This window comes from Senegalia massiliensis, assembly GCF_009911265.1.
Taxonomy (GTDB): Bacteria; Bacillota; Clostridia; order Tissierellales; family SIT17; genus Anaeromonas; species Anaeromonas massiliensis_A.
Genome location: NZ_QXXA01000037.1, coordinates 1 through 1,520 on the forward strand (window position 1 = coordinate 1; position 1,520 = coordinate 1,520).

Annotated in this window: 2 protein-coding genes and 1 other annotated feature; both genes read left to right on the forward strand. The window is 29.3% G+C overall.

Annotated features, from left to right (window positions below; translation table 11 throughout):
* The coding region (locus tag D3Z33_RS16395; RefSeq protein ID WP_160198851.1) for an ABC transporter substrate-binding protein at nt 1-681 on the forward strand (681 nt) is incomplete at its 5' end.
* 160 nt (nt 682-841) lie between these two features.
* Nucleotides 842-1,082: a binding site (T-box leader), on the forward strand.
* 73 nt (nt 1,083-1,155) lie between these two features.
* Nucleotides 1,156-1,520: ABC transporter substrate-binding protein (locus D3Z33_RS16400; protein WP_279279109.1), on the forward strand; the 365-nt coding region annotated here is incomplete at its 3' end.

Here is a 1,520-nt window from a genome sequence, read left to right on the forward strand (position 1 = left end):
CCTGCTGCTCAATCTGCAAAACAAGTAACTAGTGATATTCCAGTTTTATTTAGTGCTGTTACTGATCCTGTAAAATCTCAGATAGTAAATACATGGGAAGATGTTGGTGGTAATGTAACTGGTACCAGTGATAAAGCTCCTATAGAATCTCAATTAAAAATGTTTAAACAGATTGATGATAGCATTAAAACAATTGGTATTTTATATAGTACTAGTGAAGCTAACTCAGAAATTCAAATAGATGAAGTAAAGAAACTTGCACCAAATGAAGATTTAGATGTAGTTACTGTTGGAGTAAATAATGTAAATGAAATACCTCAAGCAATAGATTCATTATTATCAAAAGTAGATGCTATATATACTCCAAGTGACAATTTAATAGCTTCTTCAATAGAATTAGTTTCTACAAAACTTATTGAAAAACAAATGATTTCTGTATCTGCAGAAGGTGCACATGTAGATAATGGTACTTTAATTACAAATGGTTTAAGCTATTATGAATTAGGTAAGCAAACAGCTAAAATGGCAAAAGAGATTTTATTGGATGGTAAATCTCCTTCTGAAATACCTGTAGGAATAGCTGAAAAAACTATTACTACAGTAAATGTAGATACCTTAGAAAAGTTAGGTTTAGATAAAAATTTAGATATATTTAAAGACACTAAAGAAACTAAAAATTAATAAATATAGTAGGGATAATAGATTAAATATTTCCTTTATGACTTGTTCTCCATCTAATTTGTCACTAATATTAGTTTCAAGAATATTATAATTATTATAAATATTTTTGGAAAAGTTCTTGACAATATTAATTAGAAGTAGTAATATTGTATCTAATATATTAAATGCATTGATGGAGAAAAAGATATCTTATCTTAATTACAGAGAGTTGGAATCGGTGAAAGCCAACATTAAGAGGATATGTGATATTCACTCCAGAGCAGATTTGCTAAATGAATTTTTATTCTAGTAGGCAAATACGAATGCCCATCGTTACAAGGGATAGGATTGTTAGATCTGAAGTGATGACATATTGTCATAATTAGGGTGGTACCGCGGATATTAAATCTTTCGTCCCTATAACCATAAGTTTTTTAACTTGTGATTATAGTGATGGAAGATTTTTTTATTTGCAAATATAAAGGAGGAATTAAAATGAAAAAATTAGTTAGTTTATTATCTTTAGTATTACTTGGAGGAAGTTTACTCTTTAGTGGTTGTGGCGAAACAAAAAGTGAAAATACTTATCATATTGGAATAAGTCAATTAGTGGAACATCCTGCTCTTGACGATGCAAGACGTGGTTTTGAAGATGGACTTAAAGAATTAGGTGTAGATGCAGAAATTGATTATCAAAATGCTACAGGTGAAATTCCAAATACTGTTAGTATTTCTGAAAAGTTTAAAAAGGATAATGTAGATTTAATTTATGCTATTGCTACCCCTGCTGCTCAATCTGCAAAACAAGTAACTAGTGATATTCCAGTTTTATTTAGTGCTGTTACTGATCCTGTAAAATC